Below are 19997 nucleotides of genomic sequence, written 5' to 3' on the forward strand. Positions count from 1 at the left end.
AATTCCGGAGAGTTTTTATTTTGCTACTATAGTAAACATCTCATAAATCATACAATACTCTGGCACTTTTGTCATGATCATTTTTGATTCTATTTCACTGCTAATTTAAACTCAAAAAAAAAAAAAATAAGCTCTCATTTCTGAGAGCTTATTCTATTTAATAATTATATCAATATTATTCTTTGATAAATTTCTTTTGAGCACTGCCCTGAACATCTTCGATGTCTATTACATATACTCCATTTATCAATCTGCTTACATCAACTTTATTATTTAAAATAATTCCGCTGGTGATAAGCTGACCCGCCGCACTGTATATTTTATAATTAGCTCTTTTGCTAATATTTTTCACATTCAGTATAGAGCTAACCGGGTTAGGGAAAATAAGAATTTCCGTTTGATTAGTTGCATTAGCCACTGGATTTTTAGAAATTCTTACTGTGTAATCTTCAACTTCTCCATTATCAAAACCTGTACAGTTTACAGGAATACCATCTCTTTGCATTGCTACTCTCATGACAACATATTTATAATCTGTCATACTGATAAATGCATCGGTTGGTACACTGAATGTTCCTTTAATAGGCGTTGTTGTATTGGGTGAAGAAACAAGGATTCTTTCGTCTATATCAAAAGTTCCGTTTCTATTGAAGTCAATCCATACTGCAATCCCTTCATTATATGTATTTCCAAGCCATGATTTCTCAATAGAGATCTCATTTCCTGTAGAACCCTGAATCAATTCTATAAATGTAGCAGGAGTCGCAGTAAAATCTGAATATACTGTAGCATTGGAAGAATTCTCCATGGTAGGTTTACCATTTGGTTTCACGGTAACCTTTGAAATAAATTCAGATGCTGAACTTCCTGACTGCATTTGACAATAGATCACGGTAGGAGTAGTGAAATAGTAAGGAAGTGTATAGCTTCCAGGTGCGCTTCCACAAATATTAGCAACCTCCATTTCATACTTTGTTAATTCCAATAATCCTGTAATCGTGTATGTATTAGTTGGTGCAGATACATATGTCCAACTCGGAATACCTACTTTTCTATATCTTAAAGTATAAGTACTACCTGGGAAAGAGTCCCAGATCACAACAGCACTTGTAGGAGTTAAGTTAGTTATCGTTAATCCCGGAGGAGGTAGATCACACGTTCTCTCTGTAGTAAATACTGCTGGAGATGACCAGGCATTGTAAGTAGTTTCATTATCGCATTTATTAGCGATCTGAACTTCGTAAGTGGTATAAACACTTAAACCCGTTAGTGGATAGGTGTTAGTTGGTGCTAATGGCAGAATAATATCAGCACTCCATCCTGTGTTACCACTACCCACTATTCTGTATCTCATTTTATAAGATGAGCTAACAGCAAGTGGTCCCCATGTAATCAATGCTGAAGTTGTAGTAATATTACTTACTGTAACATTCGGAGGTGTAGGATCACATTTTGTTGTAAACTCATTATGTGAATAAGTACCAGGAATGCTGTTACAAACTGCAGCCACTTCTACCTCATACAAAGTTGCAGGTAATAAACCTTGCAAGTTATATGAATTGTTTGTTGCTGGCGTTGCAACTGCTGGCACAGCTACAGATGTCCAGGCACCACCTGAACCAACAGGTCTGTATCTTACAAGATACGAAGCTCCACCAGTATCTTGTGGCCATGTTACCGTTGCCGTATTATGAGTAATTCCACTTACTGCCACCACCGGTGTTGTAGTACTACAAATTAATAATTTTATGTTATCCACGGCTGCCGGAGGCTGATTACCTCCACTGCCATCATTTTTCCATTCGAACACCAAACGCATCGTTGTTCCTGCAAAGCTACTGATGTTTAAAGTCGAGTTAAGATACGACTGCCAGGTAGCTTGTTGGTTATAGTTGTTTCCTAACTGAATTCTTCCCGGACCTGCAGCGATAAGAGTTCCTGCTGTAGGCATGAAAGATGTTGGTACCAGCCAAACTCGTAAAAAATCAAAAGTACTTTCACCATCTGCTTTCCAATCAAAAGATAAAGTAGCAATGGAAGCTCCTGCTGGAACTAATATATCTCTATATGCCTGAACTATACTTGTTGAACCCGTTGCATAGGCATTCGTAGTTCCATTGGTATTTGAAATATAAATGGAATTGGCAGTGTTTCCTGTCGCAGCTCCATAAAACCATTTGTTTACCTGAGTTCCATTTACAAATCCAAAGTCATTATTTGTAGAGAAATTTTGATTATATGGAATTGTTGCTGGTATCTGTGTTGTGCTAAAACTTGGACCAGGGATCCAGAAACTACTGTCACTTGAGCTACAAACAGATTTCACCCACCAGTAATAAGTCGTATTTGGTGTTAAAGTAGTTAAGTTTACTGATGTTGTAGCACTCGTTCCTGTTGGTGGTGTACCTGCTACAGGAGGAGTATTCGTTGTTGTAAGATAATATGCATATCCGTTAGCTGGTGCTGGAGTCGGTGCTGTCCAGCTTAATGTAGCTGCTGTCGCCGTTACTCCATTTACCACCATCGCTGATGGAACAATACATGTAGGAATGGATAAGTTGATATTATCTACAGCTGCAGGAGGTTGAGTTCCCCCACTTCCGTCATTTGTCCATTCGAACACCAAACGCATTGTTGTGCCTGCAAAACTGCTTAAATTTAAATTCGTATTAAAATAAGTCTGCCAGCTTGTTTGCTGATTGTAATTAGCTCCTACCTGAATTCTTCCTGCGCCAGCAGTAATCTGAGTTCCTGCAACAGGCATAAAAGATGATGGCACCAACCATACTCTTAAGAAATCCCAAGTACTTTCTCCATCACCTTTCCAGTCGAATGAGAAAGTAGTAGCTGTAGTCCCAGCTGGAATAATAATATCTCTATAAGCATGAACATAACTATTTGAACCTGTATTATATCCATTGGTAACCCCGTTATCATTCGATATATAAATTGAATTTGCGGGATTTCCGGTAGCAGGACCATAAGCCCATTTATTAGGCTGAGTTCCACTGGTAAATCCTAAATCATTACCTGTAGAAAAGTTCTGGCTATATGGAAGTGTTGCCGGTATTTGTGTTGTTGTAAAATTTGCACCCGTAACCCATAAACTACTATCCGTTGGACTACATACAGATTTCACCCACCAGTAATAAGTCGTATTTGGTGCAAGCGTAGTTATATTCACAGATGTTGCAGTTGTAGTTCCTGTAGGCGTTGTCCCTGCAACAGGAGGAGTATTTGTTGTACTAATGTAATACGCGTATCCGTTAGCTGGTACTGGTGTTGGAGCCGTCCATGCTAATGTAGCTGAATTGGAAGTTACCACAGATACAGGCGATGCAGTAGGTACAAGACATGTAGGAATTGATAAATTGATATTATCAATTGCTACTGGAGGTTGTGTTCCTGCACTGGTGTCATTTCTCCATTCAAATACCAAACGCATTGTATTACCTGCAAAGCTGCTAACATTCAGAGTCGTATTAAGATATGATTGCCAGGTAGACTGTTGATTAAACTGACCCACCTGAATCCTACCAGCTCCAGCAGCAATTTGATTTCCGACTGTAGGAGTAAAAGTAGCAGGAACAAGCCAAACTCTTAAATAATCCCAAGTGCTTTCTCCAGCTGCCTTCCAGTCAAATGCAAATGTAGCAATGGTTGATCCTGCTGGAATAGCAATATCTCTATAAGCCTGAACTGTACTCTCATTACTGACGTCATAAGCATTCGCCGTACCACCATTATTTGAAATATAAATGGAATTGGCCGCATTACCTGTTGCTGAGCCGTATTCCCATTTATTTGGTTGACTTCCATTTAACAGTGTGAAATCATTTGCCGTAGAAAAATCCTGAACATACGGCAATGTTGCGGGTGCCTGTGCATACAGGCCCACATTGATCAAACACAGAAGAAGTATTAAAAAAATAGAAAATCTCTTCATAAGTTATCATTATTAATATTAATCCTACAAATCTAAATCGTTTTTTCATAAGATTTAGTATATAATCTAATATTTTTTGTGGGAATTTTATAAAAATAAAAGAACAGTTGATTAAAAAAAATGAGAATTCATCGGTGTATAACAGAATTCAGGAATTAAAATACAAGAAAGCATCAAATTATAACTCTAATTTAACTGCCAATATAATCTGGATTTCTATAGATATCAGAAAGCTCACATAGACTGATTAATCTAAAACATACTTAAAATGAGGACACCATTATCACCACAAACGGCCTCCAGAGAGGCCGCAAAAAACACAAATGATGAAAAAAAATCTATTTCTAGAATCGAAATAGAATATCTTAAAATTAGAATATCATCTTTTCCAATATTTCTTTGACTGTGGGAAATCAATACTATAGCACCAAAATCCCGACTTATAGCTTTTTTTTCTAAGGATCAGGTAAAATGTTATGATAATAAGCATTGATGAAAGAAATAAAATGCTTGATCCTAAAACAAATGAGTAATCATAAAGTTCCATAATTATAGTTTTTCAAAATCTAAAAATAGCATTTATTTCTAAAACTAGTGAATAAAAACTGTATAAAATCCTATAATAGAACTAATTTTATAAAATATTTTTACAAATTACCTATTCTTTCCATTTACAGGAATATATATCCGGCAGCCATAGAATTTTAATATTGATGGTACTTCTATCACTATATTATTACTGCATGAGCAGGATGCTACAAGTAAAATAATTCTATGAAATATAAACTTTGAAAAACATCTTTTTCATATTACTGTTATCTGCTAATCAAAAATAGAGATTTTATATGAATATAATTAAAACTAATAATTAAATGAAGGTTACATTATTAACAAAAAAATCCTCAGTAATACAACTGAGGATCGTTGATGAATAATATTTTAGAAGACTATAAACTTTTTAATCATTAAAAGCTGATTATACCGCCGCAATTTTCATGCCTGATATATTAAAAATTAACAACTTCTGCCAGAAATTAACTTTCTTATGATTTAATTATAAATAGTAAAAAACATATCTACCAAGAACAGAGGGTTATACCAGAGTTAATGACCTATTATCGGAAATTTTTAAAGCATTAAATCATATTTTTTGATTTCTTTTTGATTTTTTAACATTACTTAACTAAAACTTGGCTTCAAAATTGGAAATAACTATACAGCTAAAGTCGTTTTTGATTTGGCAACCTTGTAAAAATTTGATTTATGAAAAATATAGTATTAACAGGTCTCTTATCAGTATTTTTAATGACAGCCTGTAAAAAAGATGATCAGGTGGCTGAAAAGTCTCTGGAACAGCAGAAAATTGAATTTCAGGCAAAACAACTTGAAATAGAAAAACAAAAATTAGCTATCGAAAAAGAAAAGATAGCCTATGAATCTCAGAAAAAAGCGGACAGTATTGTGGAATCCAATAAAGCCAAGTCAGCTGCAAGAAATTCGGAGCCAAAAGTAATTACAAGAACCAGAACTGTATACAGAGATAGAGAATCAAATTCAAGTAATGGGTCTTATGCCAACAACGAAAGTAACTCTTCACAAGGAACCACTCAGGAAGCACCTAAGAAAAAAGGAATGAGTAAAGCTGCCAAAGGAACCATTATTGGTACAGTTGGTGGTGCAGCAGCAGGTGCTATTATTAGCAAGAACAACAGAGGATTGGGAGCTGTAATTGGAGGTGTTGTAGGTGGAGCTACTGGTTATGCGATCGGAAGATCAGGAGATAGAAAAGATGGTAGAGTACAACCACGAAATTAATAATTATTTATAAAAGAATAAAAGATTGCTTATTTTTAGGCAATCTTTTTTTATGATATTAACTCTGTTTTCTTCTATTATTATAATTTCGACCTTATTAGGTTTAGGAAGAATTGTGGAGTTAATTTCAGGAACATTATTTCAGGGAATATCAGGTAAAATCATATCCGGGATTTTCGCAATATCTATCATATGGACTATTCTTGCCTTTTTTATTCCGCTTAATATATATGTAGAGATATCCACCATTACAATTGGACTTTTTTTCTTTTTTAAAGACAGGCTCTACCTCGAGTTCTACCAATTCACTAAAAAAGATACACTGTTAATCATAGCCACATCGTTGATCATACTTTTTTCAGGCTCCTATTATCCTTATATATTAGATCATTTTGGATATTATGTTCCATCTATAAAATGGCTTTCTGAATATGGTCTGATTAAAGGCATATCAAATCTGGATCTGACTCTGGGACAAATGTCGGTTTGGCATATATTTCAGGCAGGATTTTCTAATTTCAGTGATCAATTTTTAAGAATTAATGTTATTATTCTAATCGTTTATGTGCTTTATATCGTTGAAAAAAAATCGTGGATCCAATTGGTATTTGTTCCCATCATGCTTTTGTTTTCCCAGTCTCCAAGTCCTGATCTTCCCGTGATCATTTTTTCATTGATTATATTAAATGAAGTACTTACAGGTAATAATAAGACTAGTCTTTTGTTTGCATTTTCTATTTTTGTTTTTACCATAAAGCCAACAATGATATGGCTTCCGATATTCAGTTTACTTTATTCGATTGTTATCGTAAAGTCAAATTTTAAAAATCTAATACTGGGATGTTTAGTTCTTATTTTATTTTTTATTAAAAACATCTGGACATTTGGTTATCCTGTTTTTCCGGTTCCTATTGGCGATCTTGGAGTATATTGGAAGCCTAATCCGCAATTTTTAAAAATATCTTCTCAATTCGCCGTTCAAAAAACGTATGATATGCAATACTCTTTTGAAGAAATTCAAAAGTTCTCAGCACTGGATTATGCTAAAAACTGGCTTTTCCTGAATGGAATTAAATCCAAGATCAATATTTTATTTATCCTAAGCCTCATTACGTTTATCTTATTTTCAATAAGAAAAAAGAATACTGTCGTTTATTTAATTGCTATTTCGCTCGTTATAAAAACTATACTTGTACTTTTATTTTCTGCTCAGTACCGATTTTTTATAGATGTATTTTTTGTTGTTTTCTTTATCCTGTTTTCACATTATTTCTCCCGACAAAAATCAATAATTACATTTTATATCGTTAGCATATCTGTTATTTCTTTTTTGTCATTCCCTTTATTTATCGGCATCCATATTCCAAGTTACAAAATGGCTCAATTCATGGGAAATTTTGAAAAGAAGCAAATTTACGAACCCTCAAGATATAAGTATACAGCTTTTAACTCTTTTAAGGTTGGAAATCTCAAATTCAATGTTTCTAAAAACTACCCTTATAATTTCGGCACTCCCCTTCCCGCTATTACTCCTTATCAAATTATTGATAATACGAAAGCTCATATCTTCCCACAGCTTATTAATAAAGACAAAATCAAGCAGGGTTTTATCTGGAAGAATATAAATACCCAGGAGAAAAAAGAAGTAAACCATATCATTAACAATACCACTCGACCTAATTAATAGGACGGCCGTTAATATTTATTTTCATTTGAAGTTTTTGAATTTAAAATTCTGGAAAAGCTGTAATTCACAATTAATTTCAACCATTCAAAAGAGAGTATGGAACTTATTATGAATATTATCATTACTTTCCATAAATAGAACAAATACAAAGGCATTATTATATTAAGAAAAAGCCGTAAATTTGTGCTATGTTCAATACTTTAGGTAATCTTCTCAGTCTTACAACATTTGGAGAAAGTCACGGTGTGGCTTATGGTGGAATAATTAATAACTTTCCGGCAGGATTAACAGTTGATTTTGATAAAATTCAATATGAACTGGATCGCCGTAAACCTGGGCAGTCAGCAATTGTTACTCAGCGAAAAGAAAGTGACACCGTAAAATTTCTTTCCGGAATATTTGAAGGAAAAACCACAGGTACTCCTATTGGTTTTACCATCGAAAATGAAAATCAAAAATCAAAAGATTATGATCATATTGCCAATGCATATCGTCCAAGTCATGCAGACTTTACGTATGATCAAAAATTTGGAATAAGGGATTATCGTGGTGGTGGAAAATCTTCGGCAAGAGAGACTATCAATTGGGTGGTAGCTGGGGCACTTGCAAAACAAATGTTATCTGATATAGAAATTAACGCATATGTGTCTTCTGTTGGCGATATTTTCTGTGAAAAACCTTACCAGGATTTAGATTTCTCAAAAACAGAAAGCAATGATGTACGTTGTCCGGATGCAGAGACTGCTGAAAAGATGATCTCCAGAATTAAAGAGATAAAAAAAGAAGGAAATACTATTGGAGGCACCATTACCTGCGTCATTAAAAATGTTCCTGTAGGAATTGGTGAGCCTATTTTCTCAAAACTTCAAGCTGAACTGGCTAAAGCTATGCTTAATATTAATGCCTGTAAGGGTTTTGAATATGGAAGCGGATTCTGCGGTGCTAAAATGACTGGTAAAGAACATAATGATGCTTTCAACCAGGACTTCACTACAAAATCTAATCTTTCAGGTGGGATCCAGGGTGGGATTTCAAATGGAATGGATATTTATTTTCGTGTGGCCTTCAAACCTGTAGCCACTATTTTAAGACCTCAGGACAGTGTCGACAGAGATGGAAACGCTGTGATTGTTGAAGGAAAAGGAAGACACGATCCATGTGTAGTTCCAAGAGCTGTCCCTGTTGTAGAAAGTTTGGCTGCATTTGTATTGGCTGATCTGTTTTTAATTAACAAGACAAGAAATTTAAATAATTTTTAAACACAAATAATATCAGTCATGAAAGATTATTGGGATAAAGGGATCAATTTTGAGGAATATGTACATATTGGAAGACAAAGACTTGAGAGCCCTGACAATCAGAACGACATAGATTATAAGCAATATTATGAACTGGGTCTTCAGAGAATGGATAGAACCTTAAAAAAGTATATTCCAGACGAGGAACAGCTCAATATATTACAATCTAAAAACTTTGATGGCAAAATTTTAATTATTTCTGAAGTATGGTGTGGAGATGCCAGTGCAACCGTTCCTGCTTTTGTGAAATTTTTTGAAGGTCATAACGAAGTTAGAATCTTCCTAAGAGACAGTGATAAAACTTTAATCAACCAGTTTCTTACCAACGGAACAGAATCGATTCCAAAAGTTATTATTTTAAATAATGATTTTACGGTAAAAAACTCTTGGGGCCCACGTCCAAAATATGGCAAAGAATTATTGTTAAAATATAAAGCTGATCCTGAAGGCTATCCCAAAGATCAGTTCTATAATGATCTGCAGATTTATTATGCTAAAAACAGAGGTAAAGATGCAGTTCAGGAAATTTTAGAATTATTATGAAAAAAAATATAATCTACCTTGTACTTATTGTTATTATTGGAATTATTGCTTTTATTCCGGGGGTAAGAAATTTTCTGAAAGATCAGTTTTTTCCTATTGCTGCCATTGAAAATGCAGTTACCATAAATAAAGATGATTACGATATTGACCTTCAGGGAATCAATGTTCCCAGTACAAATCTTAAGAACTTTAAAGATAAACCTGTTTTTTTAAATTTTTGGGGAACCTGGTGTCCTCCCTGCAGGAAAGAATGGCCAACGATTCAAAAATTGTATGATACAAGAAAAGGGAATGTAGATTTTGTGTTGATCGCGATGAAAGATGAAGAATCAGCGGTAAGAAAATTTCTTAAAGAAAATAATTATACTGTTCCCGTATACATTGCTCAGAGCCCAATTTCAGAAAAGTTATTACCAAAAGCATTCCCTACTACATTCTTATTAGATAAAACCGGGAGAATCCTTATAAAAGAAGATGCTTACAGAGATTGGAATACGGAATCAGTCCATCAGTTTATCGATAATATCATTAAATAAATCTTTTAACGAATTTTTATAATTATTTGGTATAGAATTTGCGAATTTTGTTACGTCAAGAATTTATTTAAACCAAACACAAAATGAAATATTCTAAATTAAATCTGGCTAAAGAGGCCATCAACCATAAAGGTTTTGTAAAAAAAATACCCGACATTTTCAGAATGGTCAAATATTGGAAAAGAGGAATCTACCCTATGAGGTCCATTGATATCATTCTACCTATGTTAGGAATTTTATATATTATTTCTCCGATTGATTTAATTCCAGAAGTAGCTGTTCCTGTTCTTGGGGTGTTGGATGATCTGGCGGTTTTATACCTGGTTATTCCTAAACTGATTAAAGAAGTAGATAAATTTTTGCTTTGGGAAGCTGAACAGAAATTAAATGCAGGAAGTACAAAAGTAATCAACGCTCAAATCGTAGAATAATTTATAAACAACAATTATTTAAGGCCATTCCGATATTCTTGGAATGGCTTTTTATTTATAATTTACCTATAAATTTTTAAGCCTTATTACAAATCCTTAAATTTGCACTATCTAATAAAAAATAATGGAAAGTAAAAAAGAATTCTTTTTGGAGTGCTACAAGCTAGGAATCATTAAATTTGGGAGATTCACTTTAAAAAGCGGTATTGAAAGTCCGTTTTATGTAGATCTAAGACCTTTAGCTTCAGATCCTAAAATTTTAAAAAATCTAGCTAATTATTTATTGGAAATGCTTCCTTTGGATAATTTTGATTTAATATGTGGAGTTCCTTATGCTGCTCTTCCGATGGCTACAGCAATGTCATTGGAAAGCTATATTCCTCTTATTATTAAAAGAAAAGAAGCGAAAGATTATGGCACCAAGAAAATGATTGAAGGGATTTACCAGAAAGGCCAGAACTGTCTTTTGGTAGAAGATGTAATTACTTCCGGAAAATCTTTGTTAGAAACCATCGCTGAAGTTGAGCAAGAAGATCTTAAAGTATCTGATATCGTAGTTGTTCTTGACAGAGAGCAAGGTGGAAAACAGCTTTTAGAAAGTAAAGGTTTCAGAGTTCACACTCTTTTTAATATTTCAGAAGTCTGTACTATTCTTCAGGAAAACGGAGAACTTTCCGATGAAGAGGTAAAAAGAATTCAGGATTTTCTTTTAGGCAATCACATTCAGTTCGAAGAAAAAGTAAGAAGCACTTATGAGCAAAAATTACAATCATCTCAACATTCTGTTTCTAAAAAATTATTAGAATTAGCTATTACAAAACAATCCAACCTTATCGCTTCTGCAGATGTAACGACAACAAGGGAATTGTTAGAGCTTGCTGAAAAAGTAGGTCCACACGTTATTGCATTAAAAACACATATCGATATCATTTCTGATTTTGAGTATGAAAAAACAATCACTCCATTAAAAGAATTAGCTGCAAAACATCAGTTTTTATTAATGGAAGACAGAAAATTCGCAGACATCGGAAACACTCAAGAATTACAATTTACAAGTGGTGTTTTCAAAATCACCGATTGGGCAGATTTTGTAACATCGCAGGTAATCGGAGGTTTTGAATCCTTAGACTGTTTCAAAAATGTAGGCGTTGTTGCTATTATAGGAATGTCTTCTAAAGGAACATTAACGACAAACAGCTACCGTGAGGAAGCTCTTAAAGTATCTTTGTCTCATCCTAATGTTATCGGAGGGGTTTCTCAGAACCAGATCCCTGAAGAACTACTGTTATTTACTCCAGGGGTAAATTTAGCAGATTCTGGGGATGGAAAAGGACAGCAATATAATACACCGGAACACGTCTTCAAAAATCTTCACACCGATTTTATTATTGTAGGAAGAGGGATCTACAAATCTGAAAATCCTGAATCAGCCGCTGTAACTTATAAAAATGAAGGTTGGAATGCCTATGTAAATTCCTTAAAAAAAGCTTAATAGTAAATTTACAAAATCTGTTTAAAATAAGTTATATTTGATCCTTTATCACCACATTGAGAAAGATTATTATTTGTCTTATTTTATTTTTAGGAATTGTACAGGCTTCTGCACAAAAAAAAGACAGCATATACATTGAAGCTAAATTATCTTCGGATAATAAAACACTGGAAATAAAGCAGGAACTGGTTTATTATAACAATTCTGAAAAAGATTTAAAAAGCATAAAGCTATTAAATTGGGTATCTGCTTACCAGAAAAGAGGAACCTCATTAGTTTACAGAAAACTGGAAGACCGAAATAATGATCTGCATTTCGCAAAGCCTGAACAGGTAGGTAAGCTATTAGAGATAAATATCAAAGATTCTGACGACCAAACTGTTTCAATCAGCAAGAGTACATCCGAAGAAAATCTTTTTGTCTCTCTGAATGAGCCATTACTATCTGGTAAAAGCATCAGGTTACAGTTGCAATATACCATGCAGCTTCCTGATAAAACATTCACAGGATATGGTACATCTGACAAAGATATAGCCTTAAAATATTTCTTTATTGTTCCGGATCATTTTGATCCGGACAATATTTCTGAAAGAAATTACCATGATATTGAAGAGTCTATCAGTTTTAACACCCATTGGATAGTTAAATTTGACCTCCCTACCAATTCTTTTATTGAGAGTAATTTACCGGAAATTCAGCACAATTACTTTAAAGGATATTTAGACTCAGATCCAGAGTTTGTGATCTCTCAAAATAAGTATCCTTCCATAAAAATAAATACCGGAGATATTGATACGGAAGTACAATTTGGGTATGCCCTGAAGCCCCAGGAAAAGGAAAATTTAGAATTTTATCTTCCATTGCATTTAAAATTCATCAAGGAAAAAATCGGTTATATACCTGGCAGATTATTTATTTCTGAGAAATTCAGAAGAGATGAAGATTTTTTTGGAAATAATGACATCAGCTTTTGGAAATTCAAGTTTCAATTGTTTAGTGATGCAGAAAAGGTAGATCTTGATTATTTGGGAATTATTGCCAAAAAAATTCTTGATGAAAGTATTATTACAGATAAACAGGATAACCACTGGTTTAAAAATGGATTGAAATCATATATAGAAATTCAATACCTTAAAAAATTCTATGGTGAAACAAAGCTTTTAGGCAAACTACCAGAAGCTACCATTTTTGGAATGAAGCCTTTGAAATTATTCCATGCTTCCAGTGTAAAGCTGATCGATCGTTATGGCCTCACCTATCAGTATATCATGTCTCAGAATCTCGATCAAAAAATCGGAGAGAAATTCGCCGTCTTAAGTAACTTCAATGTGATGGCTATAAGTAGTTTTGAAACTGGAACTTTATTCAACTATTCTGCAGATAAAATGGGATACGAGAATTTCAACAATTTACTAAAAAATTATATCGCTAAAAACACTGACAAGCAAATCGATCCCAAAGATTTCTTAAAAGAGCTTTCAGAAAAAGATAGTAGAACGAGCTATCTAACTGATTTTTTAAAACAAAAAAACAGGGTCAACTTTAAATTACAGAAATTCAAAAAACAGGACGACTCTTTGCATATTAAGATCAATAAAAACACCTTATCTCCTATTCCTGTTAAACTAGAAACCAGAACCACAGAGGACGAAAAGAAAGAATACTGGGTAGAAACAGATGGGGATGAAATGACAAAAACAGTTTCAATTCCGGCATTGGATATTTACAAGATCACACTGAATAATGATTATATTTTCCCAGAATCAAAATACCGGGATAATTTTCTTTACTCCAAAGGTTTATTTTCAAATGCAAAAAAAATTAAACTAAAACTTATAAAAGATATCCCGAATCCTGAGTTTAATGAAATTTATATCAGTCCCAGAATCCGTTTCAATAATACCTATGATAAATTCCTTTTAGGATTTAATATAAAAAATCAATCTTTTTTCGATCAAAAATTCCTCTATTCCTTTACTCCTACATACAGTACAGGTACAGGAAAACTAACAGGTTCAGGAGCAGTATCTTATTCTTTCCTTCCTGCAGAAAGTATTATTCGAAGCCTGACTTTTGGTGTTTCAGCATCTTATTTTCACTACGACTACGATCTTGCCTACAGAAAGGGTTCTATTTTTTCGAATATTAATTTTAGGAAAAACCCTAGAAGTACGGTAAGCAGAGGAGTAAGTGCATCTTACAACTATTTTGAAAGAGATCTAAGTCCTTTAAGGATCGCCAATAGAGATTATGATAAATATAACTTGTGGAGTGTAGGATATGGATACACAGATAGTCAAATGATCCATGAAAAGAGTTTCAGCATTAGTACTCAGGGAATGGAAGATTTTAATAAAATAACGGCAGAAGGATTTTATAGATGGGAATTTGCTCCAAGGCAAAAACTAAGTATCAGAGTATTTGCAGGATATTTTGCAAGGAACGAAACACGAAATAATACATTTAATTATGGAATTTCCAGGGTCTCAAATTATTCTTTTTCCTATAATCTCTTAGGGGAAAGTGCAAATAGCGGGCTTTTATCTCAACAGTTTATTTTAGCTGATGGTGGTTTTAAATCTTTTATCCCGGGAACTGTCAACCAATGGATCACTTCTGTTAATGTAGATACCAGTGTTTGGAAAATATTCCATATTTATGCAGATGGTGGGCTTTATAAAAATAAAAACAATCCTACACAGTTTATCTGGGACAGCGGCATCAAGATAAAGATCGTTCCTGATTTTCTTGAAGTCTACTTCCCTATCCAATCCTCTTTAGGTTTTGAACCGGCATTTAAAGATTATGGAAGACGAATCAGATATACTTTAATTCTTAATCTGGGTTCTATTATTAATGCCGCAAGAAGAGGTTGGTATTAATTTACATTTAAAATTTATTCGATGATAAAATAAAAACAGCCATTATAAAGTGGCTGTTTTTTAATCTAAAAAAGTAAAATTAATCTATTAAGATTTTCTGAGAAACCGGTTCATTGTTAACCATACCTGTAACGATATAATTTCCTTTCTGTAATTCAGCAACATTTAAAGTTTCATTTTCTCTTACAGAAGCAGTTTTTACAACCTGTCCGAACATGTTATATACTTTTACATTTTTAACCTGAGCTCCGAAAGTAATTCCATCATCTTTAACCAAAGTATTTTTAACAAGTCTGTACTTAGATGCTGTAACTTCTCCGATAGCTAATGTTCCTGTTGTTAGCGAAAAATCATCAAAACTTACGCTCGAGTTATTATATGCACGAAGGTGTAACTGTAATCTTGTAGCATTAGCAGGCACAGTAAATATAATTGTCTTTTGTTGCCATGCTGCACTTTTAGGCAAATACTGATTATTAGTTCTTAATGGATCATTGTCTGCATTTGACACTAAATTAATCGGATTATCTGCAGCATCTAAAAAGTTACTCCAGATTCTTCCTCCATTACCTGTCCCACCTATCTTAAACCAAAAGCTTAAGGTGTACTGTTGTCCTGCAGTAACGTTCACATTTTGATAAAATCCAGTTGTTGCAGTTGCTGCATAATTCGCTCCAAAAGAACCAGTGTGAGCATCTGCTATAATACCAGGTGCAGTATAGGATGTGTTCCAACCAGCAGCCCATGGTGCTAAGGTTCCAGTTTCAAAACCTGGATTTTGTACTAAATTTTGCGCTGTAGCAAAAACCAATGATGCAGTAACGCTTAAAATTGTAAAGACTTTTTTCATAATTATTGTTTTTTAACAATTAGTATGGCAAAATTACTTGTATTTTAAAACGATAAAACGGTAAATAGATTAAGTTTCCATTAATAATCCTGTACTAAAAAATTCACATTCAATCGATTATAACATCATAAATCTTGCTATATAATTCATGAAAAAACAGCCACTATAAAAGTGACTGTTTTAAATATCTATGAAAAGTAAAAATTAGTCTATTAGGACTTTTTGAGAGATCGGTTGCCCATTCACAATACCTGTAACGAAATAGTTTCCTTTTTGTAATTCTGAAACATTTAAAGTTGCATTTTCTTTTATGGAAGCTGTTTTCACAATCTGACCATATATATTATATACTTTCACATCTTTAACTGGAGTTCCGAAAGTAATTCCACCATCCTTAATGAATGTGTTTTTAATAAAATTATATTTCAAATTGTTAATATTAGAAACGGCTAAAGTATTTCCTGTTCCTGATATTGTTACATTATCCACTCTTATTGCTCCTGCTGTTGCATAATTCGAAGATGATCTAATCGGTGTGTATACATTGTTATTAGAAGGATTGAATACAGATACAATTCTAACCGCAAAATCGATATTATTGTTGGCTGTAGGAGGAATAGCATTGCTCATACTCGTCCAATTAGAACCTGAAGTTGAACCAACCTCCGTTGCAATACCTACGTTATCCCAATCTGTACCATTGATGGTGTATTGCATTTGGAAATACTTAGAACTCGTATTAGAGCCCACTATGCTAAGTGACACAGAAATTCCAGTGTATCCTACTGTACTGGCAGCAAATTTAAATCCTGCTGTACCAGACCCGGAACCCTGAGCCGGAAAGCCTGAAACACTCCATGACTTACCCGAACCAGGATTCCCGGAAGGAAACGATGGTATGCCACTTGCCACTACTATGGTGGCAGCTCCAGAACCTGTTGTCGCAGCATTTGTACTTCCATCAAAATTCCATTGGGTAATTACGGTTTGTGAATACACACTTGTAGTAGTTGCCAAAGCAACAAATAGAGAATAGATTTTTTTCATCTTTGTGTTCTTAATAATTTTCATATCAAACTTAAGGGTATTTTTTGACGAAAAACAATAATTAGAGCAATTTTCTGTTAATAAAGCTAAACCATCCACCTTTAACATTTTTTAAGTATTTTTACCAATTATTTTGGAAAATTTGCGGAATTTTATTCTAGTATTCTTGTTTCTAATTATGGGCACATTGACAACAAATGCTCAAATTTTCTCATGGAAAAATCCCAATCTTCCAGAAGACACCATAAAAAAGGATAGTATTTTAGCTGCAAAGCTTGAACAGGATATTTTTGCCAAAGACACATTGGACTTTGTACGAACAAGAAACAGGATCATTGTAGATGAAGCGGTTCTTGCTAAAAATGATAAAAAGAGATTTCTAGGGGAATTAAATTCAAAAGGTTCTATTATTCGTGGGATTACTTTTGGTAATAATCAGGGGCAGTCGGTACAGAGTTCAATGGATCTTCAGATCTCAGGAAGGCTTTCTAAAGATGTAACCATATTAGCCAGTATCTCAGATCACAATCTTCCCATTCAGGCAGATGGATATACGCAGACCCTGGAGGAATTTGATAAAATCTATATGCAGCTTAATATAAAGGATAAATCAATTCTTAGAGCTGGTCATTTGGATTTGGTTGAAGCTAAAAACTATTTTTCAAAATATCAAAGGCGAAGCATGGGACTTCAGTTCCAAACCGAATTTGGACAAGATAACAAAACGTTTGTTGATGTTTCTATGGGAGTTGCACGAAGTGAGTTTCACAGAGTCCGTTTTCAGGGAGTTGAAGGTAACCAGGGGCCTTATCGTTTAACAGGTAAAAATGGAGAGCAATTTATTACTCTGATCTCCGGATCTGAACAGGTATTTATTGATGGTATTTTAATGAAACGTGGAGAGAACCAGGATTATACTATTAATTATAATACAGGAGAAGTTACTTTTACCAGTTTCAGACCTATTTTCCAACAGAATTTCATCACCATTTCTTATAACTATACCAACAGAAACTATTCCAGATATCTATTCACCGGTAAGGTTGAACATAGAAGAGAAAAGATGAAAGTAGGTTTAAGCTGGTTCATGGAAAATGATAATAAAAATGCTCCACTGGCATTAAATTTATCTAAAGAGGATGAACAGATTTTGGCCAATGCCGGGAATGATCCTAATTTGATGTACGCCCCGTCTGGAGTAATTACCGAATATGATGTTAATAAAATCCTATATCGTTTAGTTCAAAATTCCGGAGGAAGTAGTCATTATGAATTTTCCACGGCCCCCACTGAAACACTTTATCAGGTCTCTTTCACTTATTTCGGACCTAATCTTGGGGATTATAAATTATCCCAAACGACTAATAATGGTCGGGTTTTTGAATATGTGGGTCCTAATTCCGGAGATTACAGAGCTGTAAGAAAACTTCCTTCACCACAAAAATCGCAGGTGTTTTCAGCAAATTCTGAATTCTTATTGAAAGACGGTAAAATTGGCGCAGATATCGCCTTAAGCAACTACGACCTTAACTTGTTTTCCTCTAAAGACTCTGATCAGAATATAGGATATGCAGGTCGTATTTATGGTAATAAAACGTTCACAAAAGACAACTGGAAAGGAACACCGAGTTTCGAATATCAGCATATTGATAAACAATTTCATATCCTTGACAGAATTAATGATGTAGAATTTTCCAGAGATTTCAACCTAACTCAAGAATTCAGCCAGCGAACTCAGAATAGATTTATTTTTAGTTTCCTGAACAAATGGAATAATAAATCAACATTAAACTATCGTCTTAATTATTTAGATGAGCAGGATACTTATAAAGGCTTTAAAAATGATTTAGATTTCGGCTGGATCAAAGGGAAATTTTTCACCAAAGGAACTTTATCGTATCTGAATACGAATGCCATCCAACAGGATACAAAGTTTATCCGAGGGAGTGCTTCTACAGAATATACAGGTAAAAAAGGAAGTTGGGCTTTTGGAGGAAGCATGGAGCATAATGAAAAGAAATACAATGACACCCAATTAATGGATGTTACGAGTTTCAGCTGGAAAGAACTATTTGTTCAAAAGAAGATCGGTGACAGTACAAGAACGAAGTTGTTGGCTAAAGTATACATGAGAGATAATGACTCGGTTCGTGATAACAGGCTTCAAAATATGAACAATATTTTGGGGATCATGGCAGAAAGTCAGCTTATAAAAACAGAAAAGACTACTTTAAATGTTTTAATCCATTATAGAAAATTCTTCTATCAGAATCAGCAGGATATGGAGGTAAGCAGAAATAATGATTTTGTAGTTGGAAACATTCTTTACAACCAACAGCTCTTCAGAAATGGTATGCGCTTACAGGCTTTCTATGAGCTTGGAAATGGACAGGAGGCTCAAAGGGAATTCCAATATATTAAAGTGACAGACGGCCAGGGAATCTACAAATGGACCGATTATAATGGCGATGGTATTCAACAGCTTGATGAGTTCGAAATTGCAGAATATTCCGACTTAGCCAAATATATCAGGGTATATACCAACTCTGTACGATATATTCCTTCCAATAAGAATAAGATACAGTTGGCTTTATTTGTCAATCCGGCCATCGTTTTTAATTCCGAAAATGCATTTTTAAAACGTTGGAATTTCAATATCTCACTAAATTCTCAAAACTCTTTCTATAAAAAAGACAAGGTCCTTGTTATAAATCCATTCGAAAAAAACAGCGATCAGATCTTAAAAAATCAAAATATCTTAGCCTCAGTACAGTTTAATCCTACTGAAAAATCAGGTTGGAATGGAAATTACAGATATATATCAAATGACAACCTCATCAATGCCAATTTCAGCAATGAAGAGCGGGAGCAGACTTCCCATTTCTTAAATTTAGGGTATTGGTTCAACAAAGAATTCAGAGTAGATTGGGAGAATTCTGTTCACGATATTAAAAATTCATCACAGTTATTTACAACGAGAGATTACAGATTAAATAATTTCGAAACCAAACCCAAAGCCACTTACAAATTTACAGACGCCATACAAGCTGAGCTTTCTTCTGCTTTCCGCCAAAAACAGAGAGTAGATGGTGAAGAATCGTTAAAAGCTTTTGATGTTACCGGAACTATACAATGGGATCGTAAAAAAACATCCATTAGAGGAAACTTCTCATTTATCAATAATAATTTCACCGGAAATAACTTCAGTATAGTAGGAAATCAAATGCTTGACGGGTTAAAACCTGGAAAAAACCAGGTGTGGAGTGTCTTTATTCAGCAAGCGATCAACTCGTTCTTACAGTTAAACCTAAACTATGAAGGTAGGAATTCAGGTGACCGAACCATACATATCGGAAGTATGCAGGTGAAAGCAAGCTTCTAATCAATAATTAAACAGTAATAATCTGTCATTTCTCTACTGATAATTTCCATAGATAATATCTGTCTCTATGAAAGTTTAGAATTTCGTA

The 19997-nt window shown here is 34.0% G+C and carries 12 protein-coding genes; 9 read left to right on the forward strand and 3 right to left on the reverse strand.

The window, feature by feature from the left end; genetic code table 11:
* Positions 1 to 175 precede the first annotated feature (175 nt).
* Positions 176 to 3946 (reverse strand): fibronectin type III domain-containing protein, encoded by a 3771-nt coding sequence (locus J7E44_RS20510; protein ID WP_214833082.1) that lies wholly within the window; start codon positions 3944 to 3946, stop codon positions 176 to 178.
* Positions 3947 to 5209: 1263 nt separating this feature from the next.
* Between J7E44_RS20510 and J7E44_RS20515 the strand changes: the two genes are divergently transcribed.
* The 8 genes from J7E44_RS20515 (at position 5210) to J7E44_RS20550 (ending at position 14630) form a co-directional block, all read left to right on the forward strand.
* A complete protein-coding gene (locus J7E44_RS20515) occupies positions 5210 to 5761 on the forward strand; it encodes a YMGG-like glycine zipper-containing protein (protein WP_214833084.1) in 552 nt (183 codons plus the stop codon).
* 52 nt (positions 5762 to 5813) lie between these two features.
* The gene (locus J7E44_RS20520) at positions 5814 to 7445 is read left to right on the forward strand and encodes an LIC_10190 family membrane protein (RefSeq protein WP_214833086.1); all 1632 of its coding nucleotides are present in this window, start codon (positions 5814 to 5816) and stop codon (positions 7443 to 7445) included.
* A 191-nt stretch (positions 7446 to 7636) separates the two neighbouring features.
* Complete coding sequence (gene aroC / locus J7E44_RS20525; RefSeq protein WP_214833088.1) at positions 7637 to 8707, forward strand: chorismate synthase; 1071 nt, start codon at positions 7637 to 7639, stop codon at positions 8705 to 8707.
* An 18-nt stretch (positions 8708 to 8725) separates the two neighbouring features.
* Positions 8726 to 9289 (forward strand): thioredoxin family protein, encoded by a 564-nt coding sequence (locus J7E44_RS20530; protein WP_214833090.1) that lies wholly within the window; start codon positions 8726 to 8728, stop codon positions 9287 to 9289.
* Positions 9286 to 9825, forward strand: coding sequence for a TlpA family protein disulfide reductase (locus J7E44_RS20535; RefSeq protein WP_214833092.1), 540 nt, complete (start codon positions 9286 to 9288; stop codon positions 9823 to 9825). Before J7E44_RS20530 ends, J7E44_RS20535 begins: the two co-directional genes overlap by 4 nt.
* 83 nt (positions 9826 to 9908) lie before the next feature.
* Positions 9909 to 10256, forward strand: coding sequence for a YkvA family protein (locus tag J7E44_RS20540; RefSeq protein WP_214833094.1), 348 nt, complete (start codon positions 9909 to 9911; stop codon positions 10254 to 10256).
* 124 nt (positions 10257 to 10380) lie between these two features.
* The gene (gene pyrF, locus J7E44_RS20545) at positions 10381 to 11748 is read left to right on the forward strand and encodes an orotidine-5'-phosphate decarboxylase (protein ID WP_214833096.1); all 1368 of its coding nucleotides are present in this window, start codon (positions 10381 to 10383) and stop codon (positions 11746 to 11748) included.
* Positions 11749 to 11804: 56 nt separating this feature from the next.
* The gene (locus tag J7E44_RS20550) at positions 11805 to 14630 is read left to right on the forward strand and encodes an aminopeptidase (protein WP_251040634.1); all 2826 of its coding nucleotides are present in this window, start codon (positions 11805 to 11807) and stop codon (positions 14628 to 14630) included.
* Between the two features lie 79 nt (positions 14631 to 14709).
* Here J7E44_RS20550 and J7E44_RS20555 read toward each other — a convergent pair whose 3' ends face one another.
* Positions 14710 to 15480, reverse strand: a complete 771-nt coding sequence (locus tag J7E44_RS20555; RefSeq protein WP_214833098.1) for a T9SS type A sorting domain-containing protein — start codon at positions 15478 to 15480, stop codon at positions 14710 to 14712.
* A 204-nt stretch (positions 15481 to 15684) separates the two neighbouring features.
* The gene (locus J7E44_RS20560; RefSeq protein WP_214833100.1) at positions 15685 to 16527 is read right to left on the reverse strand and encodes a T9SS type A sorting domain-containing protein; all 843 of its coding nucleotides are present in this window, start codon (positions 16525 to 16527) and stop codon (positions 15685 to 15687) included.
* Between the two features lie 178 nt (positions 16528 to 16705).
* Here J7E44_RS20560 and J7E44_RS20565 point away from each other — a divergent pair, with 178 nt between their 5' ends.
* Positions 16706 to 19909, forward strand: a complete 3204-nt coding sequence (locus J7E44_RS20565; protein ID WP_214833102.1) for a DUF8818 domain-containing protein — start codon at positions 16706 to 16708, stop codon at positions 19907 to 19909.
* Positions 19910 to 19997 lie beyond the last annotated feature (88 nt).

It is taken from the genome of Chryseobacterium sp. ISL-6 (assembly GCF_018613715.1).
GTDB classification, from domain to species: domain Bacteria; phylum Bacteroidota; class Bacteroidia; order Flavobacteriales; family Weeksellaceae; genus Chryseobacterium; species Chryseobacterium paludis.